Genomic DNA, 22,219 nt, shown 5'->3' with positions numbered 1-22,219 from the left:
TTTCCACTGATTTTCTAGTGATTTTTGCACAGGAAAGCATACCTGAAGTCATGCAGACGTCCAGTCGTCAGGTGCTTCCCCAAAGATTCAGATTGTTGTCGTTATCGTCGTCGTTACCGTTGTCACTCTCCATAGGCATCCTTTCTCTGCTCAAGCGAATGCTGGTGGTTTGATGGACAATACAAAAAGCCCTCATCCTTTGGAGGACGAGGGCAGAAATTGCTTTTTGCCTGTCGTGGTACCACCACCATTTGCCCCGAGCAGTCTGTAGCCTTTACAAGGCAGACCTCTCAAGGGGCCTCAGCCGGTTTTCTCTCTGCTGGTTAGCAAGAGTCAAACCGTCGCGCGTTAACGGGCGCGATCCCGAAGGAACAGCTACTGCGCCTGACTTATCTTTTCTTACTGGCGGTTCACTGCCTGGCTCAGGGGTGTCATTAAGTAGGACCAACTGTGATGCTTGCAGCCATGGCATCGCTCTCTGTGTGTTGGGGTTGCTACTTAATATATCCCATTCATCGCCTGTATACGATTAATGTTTGTTCTATATAGCATAACATGGCTTTGATGGCTCTGTCAAGCTTTTTGACTTTTCGTGCCTGCGGTGCTCATATGGTAAGAAGTATGGGCGTAGATTGTGCGCGTATGCGCACAATCTACGCCCATACTTCTTACCATGTAAAGGGAATTTATCTCTCCAATTCTACTATGGTGTCGACGCTGCTACTCTTCATAGAAGAATCTTCGTTGCGTTGGAGCAGGCGGAAGCTGCGCAGGAAGAAGAAGAGGATGGGACTCAAGAGCAGGCTTGCGGCTGTCAGGGCGGCGCGGATAGAGACGCGCTCGCCGATGTAGCCTACTGCTGGGCCACCGCCGATTTGCCCAATGGCATCGATCATGCCTGTGGCTGAAAAGATGGTGGCGCGTACCCGTGAGTCGCTGTTCTGCGTGACCCAGGTGTTATAGAGCGGGCGGCTCGCGGTACGCATGACGCCGACGCCCCATACTGCGATGAGGGCCAGGTAGAAGTTGCCAGCCAGGGCGAAACTAAGCATGCTTATGAGCAGTAGTGCATTGATGATAGTTAGAGCGCGTAACAGGGAAGGCGCATGATTCAGGTTCAGGCGGCGATTGACCAGCTCAGTTGTGGCGATGCCCAGGAGTGAGCTGACCGCGCTGATGATGCCGAACCAGATGACGGGTGTCAGGCCCCACAGGATCGGAAAGGTGAAGTCCTGTAGAAAGTGTACCTGGTTCAGGCGATCAAAGCCCTCACTGGAGAGGCCCATGAAGAGGGTTGCGCCAAAGATGCTGACCAGCATGGGCTTGAGGCTGACCATGTGCCGGGCGTCTGTGAGCTGGCGTCCCATGGATTGCCAGGAGTTGCGCTCCTCGCGGGGCGTCGGCGTAAAGCCATCCTCGCGCATGATGAAGGGGAGAACCAGTCCCAGGAGCGTGATTAGCAGGGCGCCTGTAACGACGGGGACGTTGAGGCGCAGGCTACCCAGGGCGACGCTGATAGGAATGCCAATCAGACCCATAATCTGGCCTATCTGCGAGCCACGGGTAAAGATGCGGCCGGCATGTTCCTCGCCGACCTCGTCGACAACCCAGGCCTCCTGGGCGCCATCGATGCAGGTTGCGCCAATCCCCCAGAGGATATTTCCCAGCAGGACAGCCGCGAAGGTGGGTACCAGGCCCTCAAGCAGGAAGCCCACTCCCGTCAGGATATAGCCAATGACGACCGAGAGGCGACGGCTATACACATCGGCGATGACGCCGGTAGGAATCTGGGCCAGAAAGCAGGCGGTTTCCAGCGTGGTCCCAACCAGAACGAGCTGTAAGGGATTGAGATGGACGACCTCGGCCTGGTAAATGAGGTTAAGGGTAAACATAATACTACGGGCCAGGGAATCGATCCCGACCATAAGCAGGTATACAGTATAAGCATTGAGCTTCCGGCTCATTGAATACATATGCTCTATTTCTCCTTAATGCCTCTCAGAAACTTGAGCGCGCTTGTCCCCGAATGGGGGAAGCGCTAGCCACGAGAGTGGTGTTAGTTTCTGCATGAGGAGCTAGTGCAAAGAAGCAGACAAAAAACAGCCGGGCGCCATCCTCATGGGTGCCTTTTATAAATGGGCATAAAAAGACCATGAGCGTAGCACTCTGGCTATTCAAGCTAGCTTGCACGTAGGGATGAGTAATAGAGCAGGAATGACTCGCGGGGAGCGTTTACCTGGTGGTGAGTGTGGAGTTTGTTGCCATACATGCATACCCACAACACTCATGCTCATCGCTTACGCGGCCATGTGAGGCTACGGCGCCGAAGAGAGAGAATGTGGTGGCTGACATGTATGACTCCTTTTCTTATGTGAAGAAGATGTATGTATAGCCCAACTATATCATGGCGATCTTGAAAAAGCAAGCGAAATAGAGTAAGAATGATGATATGGTGTTTGGGCATTCGCCCAAACACCATATCATCATTCTTACTCTAGCCAACGCGGGCTGGTTGTGGCGCGGCATTCCATGCCTGTTGTGGTTGCTGTTGGGGCTGTGCCTCTTTGGGTGTGCCCTCGCTGTTTTGTGTGCGCAACCTCCTGGTGACAAAGAGGAGGAAGGCGATCATCAGCGCGGAGAGCACAACATAGACGGGTACAATCGCCCACTCAGGGCTGAGTGAGAAGGTGCCAAGCTGGAAATTGTCCCTGGGGAAGAAGGGCAGCAGCTCCAGCCCGGTTGAGCCGTTCCAGATCGCGTGCTGGAGCACGGCGTATGCGCCACACCCGATGCCTAGCAGGATGCGATTGTATTTCTTCGTGGAGTTTTTATGCGTGAGATAGTACCAGCCTAGCGAGACCATGCCTGCGCCAAAGCCATGCAGCAGGCAGGCGCTACTGCGCAGGAGCGCGACCTGGAGCCAGTCCTGGTAGCCTGTGCTGATATACATCACGGTCTCCACCAGGCCGAAGCCGATACCGCAGCCCATGCCCATAACAAAGGCCTCGGCGGCGCTACGCATGCGTCCGATCATTGTGATCGCGGCCAGGGGCTTGACTCCCTCTTCAATCAAGGGGGCGATTACAGACAGGGTGACCAGCAGGGCGATGATACTGCGAGGATCACTGGGAAGCTGATTAGTATTGTTTAGAATACTACTGGAGGTTCCCAGGACGAGCCTGACTATCACTTCGAGTAGTAGCTCCAGTACCGAGGCTAGCACGATTGAGATGGTGGCGCCGCTGACCATGGCAACGATAAAGCGTCTCCAGGTCGTGGGCCAGGGAGCCGTCTTCGGTTTGTGAATGTGGCGAATGGCCAGGGATACCACGGTAAACGCGGGAAAGATACCCGCCAGGGCGATCAAGAAGAGCGTCAGGGGGATACTGGCGGTCGAGACGCCGGCAATAGACATCACGACCGCGATGCCGATCAAGACCGCGTAGAGAGCCAGGAAGATCCAGAACTGTGGTAGCTTAAAGGCCCATGACTGTTTGCGCAGCAGGGCCATAATGCTGTGATAGCCGCAGGCCGCGCCGCCGATGATGCCCGCGAAGGCCAGGGCCGTGAACAGGCTGAGCGATGCGAAGCGCTGATCAGCGGGCAGGGTGGAGGTCGCCGTCTCTAATGTCGAGGTAAGTACCAGTATGAGCACGCAGAAGAGTCCCCCCAGAAAGGCGAGGACCGATGCAATCAGCGTAATGATGCTTATGGTGAGCTGGTAGGTGCGTCCTGGCTCCTTGACCTCGGGCTGCGCATAGTAACCGTAGGGATAGCCATAGGGGTAGGGATAGCCATATGGCGCCTGCCCATAGTAGTAATGGGGTTGCGCGTAAGTAGCGTGAGTGTACGGATTATAAGATGCATGAGGGGCATAGGGTTGCTGTGCCCCATAGGTTCCATTATGAGCCGCCTGAGGCTGGTATGGCTGATGCACCTGTCCATTGGGTTGTCCAGCCTGCGCAGGAGGGAAGGGAGGCCGGTATGGCGCCCCTAGATAGCCTGAAACATGCTCCCGGTACACCGGCTCCTGGTAGCCATCACCTGGATAGTCGTTATAGTGATGAGAAGAGACCTGGACCGCGGGACGAGGTGTCTCCACCACCTGATTTTTGTTAAAGGGGTGTTGCTCAGGATTAGCCGCGGGCTGTGAGCCTGGTTGGCGTGGCTCATACGGCGGCATATTGCTAGAAGTAGGGCCAGAGACTGGCCTTGAGTCAGTTGGTGACTCGCGATATTCTGCGCCCACGATATTCAAGCCTTCTCTTTTGAACTATTTAGATATGTATATTTTTAGCGATTAATATTTAGTACGAATGGCTAGGGTTAACGGTTGCTACTAAGTATAACGGCTGGGGATCTCGACTGTCAAAGAAGAGGCTTCTATGTCCACTTTTTTCTGTTGCGGGAATCAACCGGCAAGCGTAGCTTCGACTGCGCCCTCTCCCAGAACATCTTCAAGCTTATGGTGCAGTTCTTCGCTGTAGTGCATGGTGTTGTCGCCGGGCGTCAGGCGTACCTGCCACTCTCCATTACTAACCAGAATCTCATAATGGTCGCGCCCTGGACGCTCCTGAATGAAGCGATAGATATCCTGCACCTTGAGCATGTCGTTTTCAATGGCGTGCTGGTCGTTGCCGCTGATCTGGATCGTGAGCCAGACCTGGTAGGGCTTGCGTGGAGTCTCCACCTCTTCAACTTCCAGGACCGCGACGGCGTCGCAGATGATTTCGGGTTCGTCGCGTCGTACCTGAACTCCCCCTTTAATGATCACGATGCTATGCTCTACCCAGCGCTCCCTGGTCTGGGCGTAGAGGCGCGGGAAGACGGTCACGCCGACTGTGCCATACATATCTTCTAGCTGGATGACGCACATATCGTCGCCCTTTTTGGTGGTAATGCGTCGAGCCTCTTTGATCATGCCTCCAACAATGACTTTCTGGCCATTGAGTTCATCTGTGATCTGTCCCAGGTGATGTGTGACGCCTTTGCTCGCCAGAATGTCACTCAGGTGCGTCAGGGGGTGTTGCGTAATGTAGACGCCGATCAGCTCGCGCTCCCAATCCAGCAACTGCTGCATGGGAATTTCCTCAACATTGGTAGCCAGGCTAAAGGCCAGGTCGCCTCCATGCTCTTCAATATCGCCAAAGAGGCTGAGCAGGCCATGCTCCTGGGCCTCGCGCTCGCCCTTACCATACTGCATGGCGCGCTCCAGCGAGGCCAGCAGGATGTGGCGCTGGCCTCGCCCAAGTGAATCCAATGCCCCAGCCTTGGCGAGCGTTTCGAGGGCACCCTTGCCGACCGATTGAGGATTGACGCGGGTACAGAAGTCCGCCAGGGATTTAAAGGGTCCTTTGGCCTGGCGGGCTTCAATGATGGCGTCAATCGGGGCGTCGCCAATGCCCTTGATCGCCAGCAGGCCAAAGCGCACACCGCCCTCTTCAACGGTAAAGCCCTTGCTGCTCTTGTTTACATCTGGACCCAGGATTTTGACTCCCATGCGCTTGCATTCGGCAATGGCGTTGGCGATCTTCCTGGCGTCCGCGGCCTCGGTCGTCATCGTGGCGGCCATAAACTCGGCGGTATAGTTGGCCTTGAGGTAGGCCGTAGAGAAGGCTACAACGGCATAGCTGGCGGCATGAGCCTTGTTAAAGCCATAGCCGCCAAAGGGTTTGATCTGCTCAAATAGCTCCTCGGCGATCTTAGGCGACATGCCATTATGGATACAGCCCTGAATAAAGTCGCCCTTATAGCCCTCGACCTCGTGCATGATCTTCTTGCTCAAGGCCTTGCGGAACTTGTTGACCTTGCCCCAGGAGAAGCCAGCCAGGTTGACGGCGATGAGGAGCACCTGGTCCTGGTAAACGATAATGCCGTACGATTCCTCCAGCCAGGTTTTGAGCCGCTCATCAAGATACTGCACGGCTCGACGTCCATGCTTGGCATCAATGAAGTACGGAATGCTTTCCATAGGACCGGGCCGGTAGAGGGCGATCATGGCCATAATATCTTCGACACTGGTGGGCTTGAGCTGTTTGATATACTCGCGCATCTTCGCGCCCTCAAGCTGAAAGATGCCGGTTGTCTCGCCTGCGGACAGCAGCTCAAAGGCCTTAGCGCGCTTACGATCCTGTTTTGGGTCGCCCGTGAGATCAAGGGGCAGCTTCTCCATGTCGATCTCTTCGCCGCGTGCCTCTTTGATAAACTTGAGCGTGTTATCGACGATGGTCAGGTTAGAGAGGCCCAGGAAGTCGAACTTGACCAGCCCCAGCTCCTCAAGATGCGACTGCTCAAACTGGGTAATAAAGCCCTTGCTGGCATCGCGGAAGTCACGCAGTTGCAGGGGAGCAAATAGCTCCAGCGGCTCCGAGGAGATGATGACACCCGCGGCGTGGATGCCGGTATTGCGCACGGCACCTTCCAGCTCCAGCGCCTGGTCGATGATCTCGCGCGCCTCCGGGTTCTGTTCATAGGTAGAGGTCAGGTCACGCACGCTCTCCAGCGAGCCGCGCAGGGTGATGCGGGGGCCAGTAGGGATGAGGCGCGTAATGCGGTCGCCAACGTCCTGCCGTCCCATGGCGCGCGCAACGTCTTTGACTGACTGCTTAGCCGCCATGGTGTTAAAGGTGACCATCTGCGCCACGTGGTCCACTCCATACTTCTGCGCGACGTAGTTGATAACTTCTTCACGGCGATCATCCGGGAAGTCCATGTCGATATCTGGCATATCCGCGCGCTCGGGGTTGAGGAAGCGCTCAAAGAGCAGTTGGTAACGCAGGGGATCGACGTTAGTGATGCCCAGCACATACGCTAGCAGGCTACCAGCCGCCGAGCCACGCGCGGAACAGCGAATGCCATGCGAGCGAGCATAGTTAACATAGTCCCAGACCACCAGGAAATAGGTCGCATAGCCCATCTGCATGATAATGCTGAACTCGTAGTCGAGCTGGCGCTTGATAGGCTCCGTTAGCTCGCCAAAGCGATACTTCACGCCTTCGAGGCAGAGGGCGTAGAGATAGTCATTGGCGGAGGCATACTGCGGTGGGATCTGCACCTGGGGAAGGCTGGCTTTATGAGCCAGGGGATCGACCTCGCATTGCTCGGCCAGGCGGACCGTATTACTCAAAGCGTCTGGAAGTTCGGGGAAGAGCTGGAGCATCTCCGCTGGACTCTTGAGATAGTACTCGCGACTATCAAATTTGAAGCGTTTCTGGGCATCGATCTGCCTGCCTGTCTGGATACAGAGGAGCACGTCATGGGACTGAGCGTCTTCGGCACGAATATAATGCAGATCATTGGTGGCGATCAAAGGGATGTGGAGGTCCTTGTGCATCTGGTAGAGCATCTGGTTGAGGCGCGCCTGGGGAGAGGGAGTATCGTTATCCCAGACGCCATGGTGTTCCTGAATCTCAAGATAGAGGTTCTCGGGTCCAAAGACATCCTGGTACCAGCGTGCAGCCTGCTGCGCCTCCTGCTGTTTACCCGCCAGGAGCAGCTTGGGAATTTCGGCTGAGAGGCAGCCCGAGGTGACGATCAGCCCCTCGGCATATTGTGCCAGGACCTTTTTATCGATGCGGGGGCGCAGATGATAGCCTTCGGTATTCGCAATCGTCGTCAGCTTCATCAGGTTGCGATACCCGGTATTGTTCTTCGCGATCAGGAGGAGGTGGTAATAGTCATCGCTAAAGCGCTTAGAGTGGTCCTGCATATCTTCCGTGAGATAGGCCTCGCAGCCAATAATTGGATGGACGCCACCCGCGCGACAGGCCTTGTAGAACTCAAGCGCCCCGTACATCGCTCCATGATCGGTGATCGCCAGGTGCTGCATACCTAGCTCTTTTGTCTGCTGTACCAGCTTTTTGATATGGCTCAAGCCATCGAGCAAAGAATACTCGGTATGCACGTGCAAGTGTGCGAAATCTGCCCCCATGGCGCCTCCTCCATGTGCGATTCATATGTGCCTGTGACGGGAAAATATTATACCGTCAATATATTTACTTTATAGAATACGAACATTTGTTCCGCCAGTCAAGAGCCTGTAAGATTGTACCAGTGTACGATATATGCGACCAGGTGTCTATGCATAACATAGTTGTGGGTGTGCTGTGTGCTGGCAGCCTGCAGGCTGCCAGCACACAGCACACCCACAACTATTTAAACACTATGGCGTCCCAGGGTGAAGTAGTGATAGCCTCCAAGCGTGCTAAAGAAGAGGAGTTGGGCATCCAGGAGCAGCGCCAGGGCAAGCGCGCTTCCCGCTGGGATGGGCGCGGCGCTAAAGACAGCGATAAGAATGACTTCACGCAGACCAAAGCCGCAGAGCGAGATAGGCAGGATTGAAACCAGGGTGACCAGGGGCACAGCCACGCAGTAGAAAGCAAGCGGTATATGTATGTCCAGAGCCAGGGCGCAGGTCTGACAGCTAAAGATGGCGCAGAGCCAGGAGAGCAGGCCATAACTAATGGCGAAGAGCAGGGCGCGTGGTCGATTGAGGTTGATACTGAGGGCATTGCCCAGGAGCAGCAGGGCGCGCACCGGGCGATACTCCAGCCATTTGCCAAAGATGATCTCCGGCAGTATCAGGGAGACGAGAAGCGCGCCACTGAAGAGCGCACCAATGCCAAGCGCAAGCAGGACAAACCACATGCTTATAGCGAAGGGAAAACGCTCAGGGCGTAACACCAGCACGGGTACTGCTATCACAAGCATGCCAAGAAAACTGGTGACATGACAAAGCACCGTCGCGCTCGCCACCCCGGTAGGGTTATCGGCGCATTTGCCAACATAGGTAGCCTTAAGCGTATCCCCATCCAGGCTAGTCGGGAGAAAATGGTAGAACGTCAGGCTGACCAGGTGAAGCTTGATAAGGTCCGCCAGGTCAAAGCGAATATGTTCGGCGCGCAACAGGCGATGCCATTGAAAGGCGTAGGCCACGCTACTCATGCCACCCAGGAGGAAAGCGATGCCCAGGAGACCGAGATTTAGCGCATGCAATGCTGTGAACAGAGATGTCCAGGGAACCATAATGAGCAGGTAGCCAAACAGCACCAGGCTCACACTCCCACGCAGGCCGATCATCAGCCAGCGCTTCCGTTGCTCATGCTGTAGCTGTTCTGTATCGGTTGTCACTTTGCTTGTGTCTGTCTGGGTACTCGCTACCTGAGATTGCCTGACCTGGGGGCGATGCGTGGCATACGCCATGGGTTGACGGGGTTCGGGGGCGCCCGATACTGTCACCTGTGTGATTGTCTGGGGGACGTGTTGAAAGGCGCCAAAGTCGCGCAGACTGCGAAAAGGCCGAAAAGGCATATCGGGGCCTGGGTCTGGTAGCGTCGTCATCTCTTACCCTCCCATCCACAAAGCACATCCTTCAATGTTACACGGCTCTCCCCGCTGCTAGAGGCCAGACGCGGAAGCTGTGACTAAAAACGGTTATTTGTCATATCGTTATGAATAAACATTTCTCCCTGGTATTTGCCGCTTTCAAGAAAAGAAACGGCATGAACACATTATAGTAACTCAGAGTAGATAAATGTACCAAAGTAAATCTCCATCAATCTTGTCGCTCTAAGCGAAATGGAGTATCATCTAACAAAAAAGCAGACCTTCTGGAGCTGATATGATTGGTGACAACCAGACAATGTACGCTTCCTATCCCCTGGTGGTAGGCGTTGACCTTGGAGGGACGCAGATTCGGGCGGCGGTATTGCAGGGGGCGACCCTGCTCTCGCGCGCGAATCTGCTTACCGGTGACAATGGTACCCCCGAACGTGTAATCCCACGCCTCTTCCAGGCGGTAGACCAGGCCTTAGCTGATGCTCGGCTCACGCCTGCCCAAATAGCGGGCATTGGCATTGCCGCGCCGGGGCCACTTAATAACCGCACTGGTGTCGTGATCTCACCCCCCAATCTGCCGGGCTGGACCGATATCCCCCTGCGGGACATCTTTGCCGAGCACTACCAGCTACCTATTTACCTGGAGAACGACGCGAACGCGGCTGGCCTGGGCGAGCATCTCTTTGGCGCAGGCCGTGGCAGCAATGAAATGGTCTATCTGACCATTAGTACTGGCATCGGTGGCGGCGTGATAACCAATGGCAAGATTCTGGAGGGGATCGCGGGAGCCGCGGGTGAACTGGGGCATATTACCGTTGACTGGCGTGGTGAGCCATGCGGATGTGGGAATGTTGGCTGCCTGGAGGGCCTGGCCTCGGGAACGGGCATCGCGCGCCGTGTCCTGGCTGCTATCGCCCGTGGCGAGGGTGAAGAACTCCTGAGATTCGCACGCCAGCAACAGCCTGGTCTGCACGTGGACGAAGAGCTACGTGTAGACGCGCGCCTGGTCGCGCAGGCCGCCACTGCTGGTGTGCCCCTGGCTCAGCAGATCCTGGGCGAGGCTTCAGAGGCGCTGGGTGTTGGCCTGGTCAACATCATTCATATTTTTAATCCCGAACTCATTGTCCTGGGTGGTGGGCTGATGCAGATGGGCGCGCAACTGCTGGCCCCCGCGCGTGCCATCGTCCAGCAGCGCGCGATGCAGGTGCCTCGCGAGATGGCGCGCATCGTACTCGCCGAACTGGGTCCCAACGTCGGCCTCGTCGGCGCAGGCGCCCTGATCTACTACAACCAGATGTAGTTAATCCCATAAACGTCACATTTATGGTTCTGCCAGCACATGGTAAAAGGCGCTCAAAACTCGGTAGGGACCGGCTTGGGGAGCGGCCCCGTGTAGCGGTTGCCTCTGGTAGAGCAACATGTCTGGACAGAATATGTCAGTGATGTATCACCAACGCGGTGCTTATGGGATAGGTGACGCTGCGCCTCCGTTTACCCCAAATGGGGGCGAGGGTTGCAGAAATGTGAATCACACTCAGCGCTGAAGAGTCACAGCAAAGATACAGAAAAATAGATTATACTAAACAGGAACATGGTTTACATGGAGTGTGGGAGGATGCACAAGCATTTTTATGGCCGCGAATAAAGAGAGACTCGATGTCGCCCTGGTGAGGCGGGGGCTGGTACCAAGCCGTGAGCGTGCGCGTGCACTGATCATGGCCGGCCAGGTCTTTGTAGGCGAGCGCATGGTTGACAAGGTGGGTTCGATGATACCGCTCGATGTAGAGTGTCGTCTCGCAGAGATCACGCCCGAAATGAAGTATGTCAGCCGTGGCGGACTGAAGCTGGAGAAGGCCCTGGACGCCTTTCATCTCGATCCAACTGGTCGCGTGGCGATAGACGTTGGCTCGTCAACTGGCGGCTTCACCCAGTGCTTGCTTGAACATGGAGCACAGCTTGTCTACGCGGTCGACGTTGGGCATGGCCAGTTGGCCTGGTCTCTGCGCAACGATCCACGCGTGGTCGTGATGGAGCGCACCAATATCCGGCACCTGGAATCACTCCCAGAGCCAATGCAGTGCGCCGTTATTGATGTCTCTTTTATCTCGCTACGCCTCGTGCTACCCGCGCTTGAACCCCTCTTAGCGCGTTCGCCCGAAACCTGGATCGCCTCGCTCGTCAAGCCGCAGTTTGAGGCTGGCAAGGCCGAGGTGGACCGAGGCAGTGGTATTATTAGCGATCCCGAGGTTCACCAACGTGTCCTGCGTGAATTGCAGGAATGGATTCCCCAGCATACAGCGCTACAAGTACTGGAGGTGAGTGATTCTCCAATTTTGGGACGCGATGGGAACCGTGAGTTCCTCTTTCATATACGCTTCCGCGCAGAAGTGTAAGCGCTATTTTATATACGCGTACAGACGCGTACATACGCGTACGGACGCGCAACCGCGTCTCGTAGCTTACCTCCAATCGCCTGGATGTCGTTTGCTTGCCATACGAGACGCGCCCGCGCGCCTGGTTGGCTATCTTTCGAAGATGAAAGAGGTGTGCCAATGCTCTACGCCAAGCCCGTACACGATCCCGCGACGCCACAGGTTATTGTTCCCGATCAGCTCAACGCGACCTCAGTCTTTCTGGATCGTCATCTTGTAGAGGGGCGCGGCGAGCGTCCCGCCATTTATTATGAGGGCCAGACCTATACTTACGCCCAGGTAAGCGAACTGGCGAACCGTGTGGGCAACGCGCTGCTCGACCTGGGAGTAGACCAGGAGCAACGTGTTGCCCTGCTCTTGCTCGATTCTCCTTACTTTGCCGCGGCCTTCTTTGGCGCGATCAAGATTGGTGCGGTCCCTGTTCCCATGAATACCCTGCTCCGCTCCGCTGACTATCTCTATATGCTGAACGATAGCCGGGCGCGTGTGCTCCTGGTTCATGCCTCGCTCTGGCCCACCATTCAGGCCTTACGCCCACAACTGGCCTTTCTGCGCCATATTGTGATCGTTGAAGAGAGTGGCACACAGAGCGCGCTTGATGCCCAGACGCATGCATTTGAGCCGTGGATTGCACGGACCTCGGCGAGCCTGGCGGCGGCAGCAACCAGCAAGGATGATAGCGCCTTCTGGCTCTATAGCTCGGGTAGCACAGGTTTCCCCAAGGGCTGTGTACACTTGCAGCATGATATGTTGTACTGTACCGAGTACTATGCCCGCGCCGTTCTGGGCATACATGAGCAGGATGTCACTTTCTCCGCTGCCAAGCTCTTCTTTGCCTATGGCCTGGGTAATGGTCTCTACTTCCCCTTTGGCGTTGGTGGCTCTGCTATCCACTATCCAGGGCGCGCCGTGGCGGAAGACATGTTCCGCGTGATTGAGCAGTATCGCCCAAGTATCTTCTTTGGCGTTCCCACTTTGTATGCCAGTATGCTGGCGCTACCTGAGGCCGCACGCCGCTTTGATTGTTCCTCGCTACGTGTCTGTGTCTCCGCCGGAGAGGCGCTGCCCGCCGATCTCCTGCGACGCTGGCAGGATGCCTTCCAGGTACCCATTCTCGATGGCATTGGCTCAACCGAGATTCTGCACATCTTTATCAGCAACCGCTTTGACGATATTCGCCCCGGCAGCACGGGCAAGCTTGTTCCAGGTTACCAGGCGCTCCTGGTCGATGAGCAGGGCCAGTCTGTACCCCAGGGGGATATCGGCAACCTCTTGATCAGTGGCGAGAGTATTGCCGCCTCGTACTGGAACAAACATGAGAAGACGAAGGATACAATCAATGGACACTGGATTTCTACTGGTGACAAATATTATCTCGATGAGGAGGGGTACTTTTGGTACTGTGGGCGCTCCGATGACATGCTCAAAGTGAGCGGGCAATGGGTCTCGCCAGTAGAGGTCGAGAACACTCTGATCGCTCATCCCATGGTGCTTGAAGCGGCGGTAGTAGCTGACTTAGATGAGGCGCAGCTCGTCAAGCCCAAGGCTTATGTGGTTCTCAAGCAGGGTATAGAGCCTTCGGAGTCCCTGGAAGAGGAGCTTAAGGAATTTGTGAAGGGGCGACTGGCACCCCACAAGTATCCCCGCTACATCGAGTTCCGCGCCGAGCTCCCTAAGACCGCGACAGGCAAAATCCAGCGCTTCTTATTGCGAGGCACTGGCGAAACGGTTCCGCTTGATATATAGCGTTACTAACGTATGCGCGATCAACCTTCATCTCTACCTACGTAGTGTCGATAGGGATAGAGAATGATAATAACCCATTTGGGGGCGTCGTGTCTTTTGTACCGATGCCCCTGGCGTGTTATCTGTATGTGTTCAGAACTCGTGAGCAAATAACGTCTATCCTTAGACACTAGGCGGAATGAAGGTAGAATATGGCGCAAGACCAGAGCGTGGAGAACAAAGCCCTCAAGGTGATTCTCGTCGTTGAAGATGACGAGGCCATTGGTGAGGTCATGAAAATGGCTCTCTCCGAGGAGCCACAATTTTATACCTTGCTTGCCACAACCCCGCATGAAGCGCTCAACCTGGCGCATAGTATTCAGGTTGATATGTTAATTATCGATTATCTATTGCGCGAAATGACTGGAATCGAACTCTATGACCGCCTTCATGCCATGAAAGATCTCTCTCATGTTCCTACAATCATCACCAGCGCGAGCCTGGGCCAGCGCACCGAGGAACTAGAGGAACGTCACCTCCTGGGGCTAGAGAAGCCTTTTGACATTGATACTCTGACAAATACCATCAACCAGTTATTAAGTCAATAAGCTGCCAATGGAAGCCAGGGCTTTTTAATTCTCATACATATGGGGTTGAGCATCCTTCGCGCCTGCGGTGCTCGGGATAAAGGGGATGTGTGTGGAAAACGGCTTTGCCGTTTTCCACACACATCCCCTTTATCCCGAGGCGAGCGTAGTGAGCCGAGGCTGGTGCCAGAGGAGAATTGGAAGGCTCTCCTGAGAGGTGAGAAACAGTGCTACAATGTGTGTGCAACCATTTTCGTATACTTCTATAGTGAAGGAGAACCCCTGTTTTGAAGGATATGCATGCGCCATGGAAGACGCTATCATCACGGCAGCTTTTAGATACCCCCTATTTGCGGGTGCGTAGCGAGTGCGTAGAGGTACCAGGCGGGCCAATCGTTGAAGACTATTACATCATTGAGAACTTTGGTTGGGCGGGCGTGGTACCCGTTACAGAGGATGGTCGCTTCTTGCTCAATCGCCAGTACAAGCATGGTATCGGCCAGGTGGTGCTAGAGTTTCCGGCAGGGGGAATCGATCCAGATGAGTATGAGAATCCGCTTATGACGGCGCACCGCGAGCTGATGGAGGAGACCGGCTATAGCGTCGCTGTCGCGGAGGATATGGAGTTCCTGGCTCATATGTATGCTAACCCTACGGGGGCGCGCACACGTGTCTGGTGGTACCTGGCGCGGAATATCCAGCAAACAGGAGTCCCCAAGCCTGACCCCTTGGAGGTCATTGAGAACCTGCTGGTCACGCCAGCGGAGCTACTTGAGCTTATTCATCGCGGAGAGTTTCTGGTACAGGGACAGATTGCGGCCGCGTATATGGCCCTGGAGCGTTTGGGATACCTCAAGCCCAGAGAGTAGACTGGAATGTGGCGTGAAGCGGAAAACGAAGCGTAGTATTCTGTTCAAGCTCAATTGAAAAGGAGAGGACGTGGGGAGTGCAGAGGGGCGTCAGCCCCTCTGCGTCCCTTTCCCCCGCCGCCGCAGGCGGCATGAATACCTTTCAAATGAAGTTTAACAGAGTAGTAGCAGTCAGTGCGTAGCTTAAAAAAGCTTTACATATTTCTTAAAGTTCTTTGATGTGCGTCTGCTATAGTAACACCATATTCTTCCAGGGAAACAGGTTGTAGAGAATGATGAAGATTCTCGTCATTGAAGATGAAGCAAATATTGCCCAGTTGCTCCGCCTCTATCTTGAACAGGCGGGCTATGCCGTCGTTACCGCTAACGATGGCATAGCTGGTATTGAACTCCATGCACGCGAGAAGCCAGATCTAGTGATTCTAGACCTGATGCTGCCTATGCTCGATGGCATGGAGGTATGTCGGCGTATTCGTACCTGGGCCAATACGCCTATCCTGATGCTCACTGCGCGCCAGGGCGAAGAGGACCGCATCGCAGGCCTGGATTCGGGCGCGGACGATTACCTGGTTAAGCCCTTCAGCCCCCGCGAGGTCATAAGCCGTGTCAAGGCCATCCTGCGCCGGGCTGGCCTCTATTCCAGTCCCGGTGTGGAGGGCGAGGGACATCACGCCGATGAGAAGAGCGCATCAGGCGAAGAGCTGAGCTATGGCCCCCTATTGATTAATATACCCGCGCGGCGCGTCACCGTCGGCCCGCAGGCGCTCTCGCTGACCGTCAAAGAGTTTGACCTTCTGGCGCTCATGGCGAAGGCTCCAGACCGGGTGTTCACACGCGAGACGCTCCTCAACCAGGTCTGGGGCTATAGCTACCTGGGAGATGGGCGTACGGTCGATGTCCACATTGGCACGCTGCGCAAGAAGCTAGAGTCTACGAAACAGGTGCAACAGGTCATTCAGACGGTCTGGGGCGTGGGATATAAGTTTGTTCCTCCAGGCATGGAGTCGTCCTCTTGAGGAGCCATGCCCACTCTAGCTGGGTATTTGGATGCAGGCAGGTAAGGTGAAGCATGAAGAGGCCTTTCGATATCACACAAGTTGGTCTACGCACCAAGCTTACGCTTAGTCTATTGCTTGTGACCATTGGCGCGATCCTGATTCTCTCCATCGTGATCTCGCTGGCGATACAAAGTTTTTATCGCGAGGCCCAGCACGACAACCTCCGTCAGAAGGCCATCTATTTTGCTGGCTATTACGAGAATAAATACCGCCAGCAGGGCTATACTTGGGGCAATAAATATGGCACCCTGGTCTCTAGTGAGCCTGAGATTCAGAAAATTGTGGATGCCAGTGGGCAGGATATTGTATGTTTCCAGCCTTACGGCTTCGTTTCTTGTAAAGATCCCACGCTCGGTAACGCTCTGCACAAATCGCTGAACGGACAGGAGGATGATGGCTACTTAAACGTCTCCACTGCCAAAGGCTCCTTTCTGTCAATCTATATCAGTGTTCCCATGAGGATTAATGGACAGATCATTGGTGCCCTGTTTATCTCTGATCCCAAAGCCGATTCGGACGCCCTAATCAATCGCATCAATAGTTCAATCGAGCTGACGGCGCTGATTGTGGGCAGCCTGGTCCTGCTCTTTAGCCTCCTGCTCACACGCAGCATGACGCGGCCCCTCAAATGGCTGACTCTCGCCGCGGAGCAGATGAAGCAGGGGAAATACGCCCAGCGTGTGCCCGTCCCCGCGGCCCAGGATGAACTGGGTCTCCTGGCTCAGACTTTCAATGAAATGGCCGATACCATTGAATCCGATGTCAATGAGTTACGGCGCCAGGAGCAGGCGCGCCGGGAGCTACTCGCCAATATCGCCCATGACCTGGCCACACCTCTGACAGCCATCCAGGGCTTTAGCGAGGCCCTGGCCGACGATATGATCCAGGATCCGGCTGCGCGCCAGGAGACCGCGCAACGTATTGGGCGAGAGGTACAGCGCTTGCGTCGTATGGTAGCAGACCTACAACAGATGACCTCCCTGGAGTCTGGTCGTACGCGGCTTGACCTGGCCCCACTCTCGCTCCATGAGCTCATAGCAGAGACCTTAGCGGTTATCGAGCCAGAGTGTGAGCACGCGGGCATTGTCGTCCATAACGAAACGCGGGACGATGTACCTCTGGTACAGGCCGATAGTGATCGCGTTACCCAGGTTTTGTTGAATTTATTGGATAACGCCCGCCGTCACACTCCAGTAGGGGGGACGATAACGGTTGGGGCGCACCCTGGAGAATCAGGGCAGTCTGTGGAGGTCTGGATCGAGGATACGGGTGTGGGCATTGACTCGGCAGACCTGCCGCACATCTTCGAGCGCTTCTATCGTGCCGACCGCTCGCGCACAGGTGCCACTGGTGGTAGCGGCCTGGGCCTCTCCATCGTGCGTGCGATCATCACCGCTCATGGGGGCAAGGTCTGGGCCAGGAGCACACCCGGCAAGGGAACACGTATCAGCTTCTCCCTCCCCATGGCCGAGAAAGTTCTCTTGCCCGCCCAGGTATAGCAGAGCAGAATCGGGTGCCGCTTGAAAAAAGAGATATGCCTGGCTGGTGGGCACAGCCCACCAGCCAGGCATATCTCTTTTTTTCCCAAGCGGAAAAATTCATTGGCAGAATGCTTGACTTCGTATATGACCTGTGGTAGTATTAATGGCGTCGCACGGGTGACTAGCTCAATGGCAGAGCATTCGACTCTTAATCGACAGGTTCAGGGTTCGACTCCCTGGTCACCCACCAGGAAACCCGCTTCTTACAAGAAGCGGGTTTTTTGTCGTTATCGAGGCTTTACTGAGCTTGTAGCTTGCGGCAGTATTGCGCGGCCTGGGCCAACCGGGTGTATGCCTGGCTGGTATTCTCACGCAGCGCGCAGATCAAATGAACCGCGCCCGCCTGCTGATAGTCGTACAGGGCCTGTCCAACCTCCTCAACCGTGCCCACAATAACGCGTTCACGATCAACTTCGGCCGGAACCTTTTCCCCTGCCGCCAGAATATGGACGAACACGCCAACGGTCACCCCTGGCTTGCCAGCCTCACGTCCCACCTTCTGGCGAGCCTCCTCAAGAGGTGCCAGACGTGGAGCAAGGGCTGCCACAGGGCCCAGCCAGCAAGTATTCCAGAGATCAGCGTGACGCGCCGTAAGCTCCAGCATACGCGGCCGCGAGGCGCCGATCAAAATAGGCGGCCCACCGGCGCGAATATTTCCGGGCGCCATCTCGCACTCTTTGGCGCTATAGTACTGACCCTCGAAATCGACCTTCCCCTCGCGCACCAGCGGAACAATAATGTTGAGCGCCTCCTCGAAGCGACCCGCCAGGTGGTCAAAAGGAAGGCCAAAGGCATCGAACTCAGGCTGATGCCAGCCTGCGCCCAGCCCCAGAATCAGGCGGCCTCTGCTGATAGCATCAAGCGTCACCGCCATCTTCGCCAGCAACGCGGGATTACGAAAAGCGGTGCATAGGACTAAAGTACCTAATTCGACACGCTTTGTCGCCTCGGCCAGCGCGCTCAAAAGTGTCCAACATTCCCAGATGCCACGCGTAGGTTCTCCCTGTGAGCGGAAGAGCAAATGATCATAGAACCAGATTGAATCCAGCCCCTCGTCCTCTGCCTGGAGCGCCAGGGCGCGGATCTCGTCGTACTCTACCTGCTGCCCTTCGCGCTCGGCGATAGGAAGTGCTACACCTATTTTCATGAAGATACTCCTTCTATCAGAATATATATTCATTCTAGCAGCAAGAGCAGCCATTGTGCGAATGAGAAAGGGGAGGTGCAGGAGGGTCTCCCTCCTGCCGGGGACTGGTGTGTCCCCAACTTATTTTTTCGGCAGCCCAGGGCATAAAACAGAGAAATCCCTTGTTGATACATAAAGAAATGTTGATAGATGCCTTGACATGTGGGAGAGAGATAGATAAAATATAAATAAAGCTTTATATGTTAAGGCTGGACCTCTCCTAGCCGATAATATAGTTTAGGAGGAGAGCTAGTTGATCGTAAGTGTTGATGAAAGAGAAGCAACTTCTCTGGAGAGCGATAGGCAGTTTATGGAAGACTGGCGCGATCTAAAAATGATGACGAAAGCTCTGGGTGGCGTCGCTCGACTCACCATCGTCTATCACCTGGCCCGCCAGCCTGAGATTTCGGTGACCGATCTGACCGCAATGCTCAACATTAGTCAGCCATTGGTCTCATGGCATCTGCGTAAACTGCGTCGTGCGGGCCTCATTCAGACGCGCCGTACGGGGCGCCAGGTGTATTGTTCTTTAAATCACTCGCGTTTTCAGCAGTGTCTTGAGCGCCTGGGACGGTTAGTAGATCCCTCTCAGATTCTAGAGGTTCTTCCCGTAGGGAGCGCTCTCATCGAGGCTGACGCGAGCATGAATGACTAGATGCATTTAAAAAACTCTACGTTTCGACAACATCATACAGATATGCCACCCTTGCTTCGGCATAACGTGCGTTTCCCAGAGCTTTTTCCGAGGTTGAGTATGTGCAGAAGAGGTAATTTTTTTAACAAAAATTACCTGAGTATTACAAAGTATTACAAAAACTTTGCGCATTTTACCTTGCCTTAAGAGGGAAACTTAACGCATTCATGGTATTGTCTGTAGTGAAATAGTCGGTACGTATGCACTTGTGATACGAAAGGTATAGAAGGAGCTACATGGTTACTCGTGATGGTTACAATGGCACTGGCAATGAGAGCAAAGCACTTAATAGCAACACGATCGCCTCGCTTGGGACCGCAGAGCTGGCGCGCCGCAAACAAATGACATTGCAGCAGGCGCAAGCCGCTGGCAAACATGGCAAAGCCGACGTCCACATGCATAGTACTTATAGCGATGGTAGCGCAACGATTGAGCAGATCCTCCAACATGTCGAGCATAACACCGATCTGGATGTCATCGCGATCACCGATCATGATGTGATTGAGGGATCGTTGCGTGCACGTGACCTCTGGCGCGAGGGATCATACCGCTTCGACTTTATTGTTGGCGAAGAGGTGACCACGAAAGAGGGGCACCTGCTGGGCCTCTTTATCGAGAAGCGCGTTCCCGCTGGTTTGAGCATGGAGCGGAGCATCGATCTAATTCACGAACAGGGTGGCCTGGCAATTATTGCGCACCCCCTGCATCGCTTCTTCCGCCATAGCTGTCAGCGTACCGTCATGGATCGCATCCACGCCGCGCAAGACGTCTGGTTCGACGGCGCGGAGACCTGGAACGCCAGCTTTTGTGGCATCTATGCCAATGGCGTCGCTATGAGCATCAATCGCCAGCGCTATGGCCTGCCCGAACTGGGCAATAGCGACGCGCACTCCTTGAGCGCCATCGCTAGCGGCGTAACCTGGTTTGAGGGAGAGAACGCGACCGACCTGCGCACGATGATCCTGGCGGGTCAGACGGCCCCTGGCGGCAAGCTCTGGAATGTAGGGGCGTACGCGCAATGGGTACGCTACCTGGTGAGCAAGCAAGGGCGTGAGGCCCGTCGCGAGCGCATCAATACCGATATCGCGCAAATCGCCTAGAATAATAAATAAGGGGTGTAGGCAGAGAAAAGGGCAGAGAACGCCCTTTTCTCTGCCTACACCCCTTATCCTTAACTACTGGTACTGCTCCCAAGTTTCTGCTATAATAAGCCGCTTATTGACTGTTGCTATAGAACTGCCCTGTCCACAGAGGTACAAACTTTTCTCCTAAGACTTTTTGGTGGTTAAACAAGATATGAAGGAGCGGATTTCTTCCCTCTATGCACCTGGCCGAAACGAGGAAGCGCGGAACCTGTCAGCCATGGCTGCTAGCCAGGTTCTCCCCAGCTATGCTGCATAGGAAATTTGTCTGCTTGACAACCATTTTTTAGCGAAAGCCCATCTTCTACCAAAAAGAGCTAGTCCCATCGGGGCGAAGTATGATACAATAGATATATGTTTAGTAGGCGCATACAGCAACGAGCCAGGCAACTGGTAATGTACATCGTACAACCCCTGGCCCGCTCGGGTGTCACCCCCAATATGTTGACTGGCATTGGACTAGTGCTGAGCATTCTTACCGCAGTAGTCATTGCGCAGGGATCACTGGTACTTGGGGGATGGCTGGTGCTGTTTGCGGGCATTTTTGACATGTTTGACGGGGCAATGGCTCGCGTCCAAAATGCCGCGACCACCTTTGGCGCTTTTCTCGATTCGACCATCGACCGCTATTCAGAGAGTATCATTCTCTTGGGATTGCTCATCTATGCGTTACAGCATCCCAATGTACATGACGTGGTCTGGCCTGCTCCCTTTGAGCAAGGCTGGATGGTGACTCTGATTTTTGTTTCTGTTGTCGGATCGCTGATGGTCAGTTACACAAAAGCGCGCGCCGAAGGCCTGGGCATCGAGTGCAAGGTCGGACTTCTGGCTCGCCCGGAACGTGTCATCCTACTGGCTTTAGGTCTTATTACTGGTACTGGTATCTGGGCGCTGGCCCTGCTCGCGGTACTCTCAAATGTAACCGCTATAGAGCGGATGCTCGCGGTCTGGCTGTCTGTTCGCCGGTCCGCACATGCTCAGGTCGCGCAATCGTCCCGACAGCAATCTCATGAGCAAAACGATACCAGTAAACCCGAACAGCGTCATTCGATACCTTATACAACCTTGAACACGGGGACGGACAAAAACGTTCAATCGAACCCTCGTCCCTTGCCCTCGAGCGTTTCGCCTCTCAATGAGGGCATAAAACACGAATGATTCTAACGGCATAGACTTTGCGAGATCGGATTAGAGTACAGAGAACACATGCGTGTATAACACGAGGCTATGTACACCTATGGTGAAGGCCTGCGTGCTTTGTTCGTAAAACATCATTCCATAGGGCAGGACTGCTAAGAGTTGATGGAGGGCGGAGACTTGACTACGATGATTCATCAGAAAAGATCTTCACTTCGCCCTGGTACCTTCTTATGCGAAAACCAACTCCCCATGCGGGGTACAGCGCCACTCGCGCCTGCCCCCGAATGGGGGTGACTAGCGCTCACACGCTCAGGTTTTCAAATAGGTAGTATATTCGCTTACGCACAATCGCATAAATGCTGATGACGCACCAGGTAGGTTGTGAAACTGCATCTGATTGATATACTTCTAGAGGCCTTTGTTGATAAGCATCTGCCTCAGGGCTGATAGGCTTATCTGGCCTTCCCATTAGAAGCCATCGTGCAGTGTTTCGCCCACATCCCTCGGTC

At 54.8% G+C, this 22,219-nt stretch carries 15 protein-coding genes and 1 tRNA gene; 11 read left to right on the top strand and 5 right to left on the bottom strand.

Annotated elements, in window-relative coordinates; genetic code table 11:
- Positions 1-686: 686 nt before the first annotated feature.
- From KRAC_RS27525 to KRAC_RS27510, 4 genes are all read right to left on the bottom strand, one after another.
- On the bottom strand, positions 687-1,973 hold the full coding sequence (locus KRAC_RS27525; protein ID WP_007912921.1) for an MFS transporter: 1,287 nt from the start codon (positions 1,971-1,973) through the stop codon (positions 687-689).
- Positions 1,974-2,494: 521 nt separating this feature from the next.
- A complete protein-coding gene (locus KRAC_RS27520) occupies positions 2,495-4,249 on the bottom strand; it encodes a PrsW family intramembrane metalloprotease (RefSeq protein ID WP_007912917.1) in 1,755 nt (584 codons plus the stop codon).
- Between the two features lie 162 nt (positions 4,250-4,411).
- Positions 4,412-7,930, bottom strand: a complete 3,519-nt coding sequence (locus KRAC_RS27515; protein WP_007912915.1) for a DNA polymerase III subunit alpha — start codon at positions 7,928-7,930, stop codon at positions 4,412-4,414.
- Positions 7,931-8,154: 224 nt separating this feature from the next.
- Positions 8,155-9,339 carry a lysylphosphatidylglycerol synthase transmembrane domain-containing protein gene (locus KRAC_RS27510; protein WP_007912913.1) on the bottom strand — a complete coding sequence of 395 codons (1,185 nt, stop codon included), beginning with the start codon at positions 9,337-9,339 and terminating at the stop codon, positions 8,155-8,157.
- A gap of 280 nt (positions 9,340-9,619) precedes the next feature.
- Between KRAC_RS27510 and KRAC_RS27505 the strand changes: the two genes are divergently transcribed.
- From KRAC_RS27505 to KRAC_RS27470, 8 genes are all read left to right on the top strand, one after another.
- Entirely contained in the window at positions 9,620-10,636 is a 1,017-nt protein-coding gene (locus tag KRAC_RS27505; RefSeq protein WP_007912911.1) for an ROK family protein, read from the top strand.
- Between the two features lie 331 nt (positions 10,637-10,967).
- On the top strand, positions 10,968-11,729 hold the full coding sequence (locus KRAC_RS27500) for a TlyA family RNA methyltransferase (protein WP_007912909.1): 762 nt from the start codon (positions 10,968-10,970) through the stop codon (positions 11,727-11,729).
- Between the two features lie 159 nt (positions 11,730-11,888).
- Positions 11,889-13,514, top strand: coding sequence for a benzoate-CoA ligase family protein (locus KRAC_RS27495; RefSeq protein ID WP_007912907.1), 1,626 nt, complete (start codon positions 11,889-11,891; stop codon positions 13,512-13,514).
- A gap of 191 nt (positions 13,515-13,705) precedes the next feature.
- Positions 13,706-14,101, top strand: a complete 396-nt coding sequence (locus KRAC_RS27490) for a response regulator (protein ID WP_007912905.1) — start codon at positions 13,706-13,708, stop codon at positions 14,099-14,101.
- A 275-nt stretch (positions 14,102-14,376) separates the two neighbouring features.
- Positions 14,377-14,949, top strand: coding sequence for an NUDIX hydrolase (locus KRAC_RS27485; RefSeq protein ID WP_244422307.1), 573 nt, complete (start codon positions 14,377-14,379; stop codon positions 14,947-14,949).
- Positions 14,950-15,221: 272 nt separating this feature from the next.
- Positions 15,222-15,965, top strand: coding sequence for a response regulator transcription factor (locus KRAC_RS27480; RefSeq protein ID WP_007912901.1), 744 nt, complete (start codon positions 15,222-15,224; stop codon positions 15,963-15,965).
- 53 nt (positions 15,966-16,018) lie between these two features.
- On the top strand, positions 16,019-17,506 hold the full coding sequence (locus tag KRAC_RS27475; protein WP_007912899.1) for a sensor histidine kinase: 1,488 nt from the start codon (positions 16,019-16,021) through the stop codon (positions 17,504-17,506).
- Between the two features lie 157 nt (positions 17,507-17,663).
- Positions 17,664-17,738: transfer RNA gene (locus tag KRAC_RS27470), tRNA-Lys, on the top strand.
- 48 nt (positions 17,739-17,786) lie between these two features.
- On the opposite strand, the gene KRAC_RS62620 is transcribed toward KRAC_RS27470, so the two are convergent.
- Entirely contained in the window at positions 17,787-18,695 is a 909-nt protein-coding gene (locus KRAC_RS62620; RefSeq protein WP_007912898.1) for an LLM class flavin-dependent oxidoreductase, read from the bottom strand.
- 292 nt (positions 18,696-18,987) lie between these two features.
- On the opposite strand from KRAC_RS62620, the gene KRAC_RS62615 reads away from it, so the two are divergent.
- From KRAC_RS62615 to KRAC_RS27450, 3 genes are all read left to right on the top strand, one after another.
- Positions 18,988-19,389 carry an ArsR/SmtB family transcription factor gene (locus KRAC_RS62615; RefSeq protein ID WP_007912896.1) on the top strand — a complete coding sequence of 134 codons (402 nt, stop codon included), beginning with the start codon at positions 18,988-18,990 and terminating at the stop codon, positions 19,387-19,389.
- Between the two features lie 275 nt (positions 19,390-19,664).
- Positions 19,665-20,528 (top strand): PHP domain-containing protein, encoded by an 864-nt coding sequence (locus tag KRAC_RS62610; RefSeq protein ID WP_007912894.1) that lies wholly within the window; start codon positions 19,665-19,667, stop codon positions 20,526-20,528.
- 396 nt (positions 20,529-20,924) lie between these two features.
- A complete protein-coding gene (locus KRAC_RS27450) occupies positions 20,925-21,728 on the top strand; it encodes a CDP-alcohol phosphatidyltransferase family protein (protein WP_007912893.1) in 804 nt (267 codons plus the stop codon).
- Positions 21,729-22,219 lie beyond the last annotated feature (491 nt).

The sequence above is a fragment of the Ktedonobacter racemifer DSM 44963 genome (assembly GCF_000178855.1).
In the GTDB taxonomy this organism is placed as follows: Bacteria; Chloroflexota; Ktedonobacteria; order Ktedonobacterales; family Ktedonobacteraceae; genus Ktedonobacter; species Ktedonobacter racemifer.
This window is presented reverse-complemented; position numbering and strand designations above follow the sequence as displayed.